General features: G+C 40.4%; 1 protein-coding gene. It reads left to right on the top strand.

Annotated features, from left to right (window positions below):
- Positions 1 to 54: 54 nt before the first annotated feature.
- Positions 55 to 987: an IS5-like element ISAha3 family transposase gene (locus MSG95_RS18865; protein ID WP_004812228.1), complete on the top strand. Its 933-nt coding sequence runs from the start codon at positions 55 to 57 to the stop codon at positions 985 to 987.
- Positions 988 to 1,039 lie beyond the last annotated feature (52 nt).

Below are 1,039 nucleotides of genomic sequence, written 5' to 3'. Positions count from 1 at the left end.
GGCTTTGTTGCACAAAGCTATTCTTGAAGGCTTCTTCAGTAATATAATTTCCAGATGAAGAAGCCTACACCTAAAATCTATCGTACAACCAATTGGTCCTCGTATAACCAAGCTTTAATCAAGCGAGGAAATATTTCAATCTGGTTTGATCCTAAGACGCAATGGTATGCACAACCACAAGGCAAGCAAGGACGAAATCAAACTTATTCCGATACAGCGATTCAATGCTGTTTAATGATCAAATCTCTATTCCGTCTTTCTTTACGTATGGTTACTGGCTTTGTTCAAAGCCTGATTAAACTCTGTGGCTTGAATTGGACAGCACCAGATTACTCCACCCTTTGTAGACGACAAAAGCATATTGATATTGCGATAAGCTATCAGAAAAGTCATGATGGGTTACACCTACTTGTCGACTCTACGGGTTTAAAGTTTTTAGGTGAAGGCGAATGGAAGCGTAAAAAACATCAGCCTGAATACCGTCGGCAATGGCGTAAACTGCATATTGGTATAGATGCTGAAACACTGCAAATACGTGCCGTTCAGCTTACTACAAATAATGTCAGTGATTCACAAGTACTAGGTGATTTACTGGATCAAATTCCACTAGATGAGCGAATAGATTCTGTCTATACCGATGGCGCGTACGACACGAAGTGCTGCAGAAAAGTGATTTCAGATCGTCAAGCACATGCAGTAATTCCACCCAGAAAGAATGCCAAGCCCTGGAAAGATTCTAAAATAAGTTCAATAGAACGAAATGAGTTACTTCAAACGGTTAAACATTTAGGCAGAACCCTATGGAAAAAATGGTCGGGTTATCACCGTCGTAGTTTGGTGGAAACCAAGATGCATTGCATCAAATTATTAGGTGATAGGCTGACGGCAAGACATTTTCAAAGTCAGGTCAATGAAATTCATGCGCGTGTGGCAGTTCTGAATAGATTTACGGAATTAGGTAGACCTCGCACCCAAGTTGTGTCTTAAATTTGAATGGATTGGGGAGAACTCAGCTTTTGAATGTTTATGCAACAAAGCC

This window comes from Acinetobacter sp. IK23 (assembly GCF_035615275.1).
GTDB classification, from domain to species: Bacteria; Pseudomonadota; Gammaproteobacteria; order Pseudomonadales; family Moraxellaceae; genus Acinetobacter; species Acinetobacter seifertii.
Note: the sequence above shows the minus strand (reverse complement) of the source record. Positions and strands in the feature narration are given on the sequence as shown.

Excerpts from the sequence above, each read along its gene's own strand:
- MSG95_RS18865 (WP_004812228.1), top strand. The coding sequence starts at position 55 with ATGAAGAAGCCTACACCTAAAATCTATCGTACAACCAATTGGTCCTCG.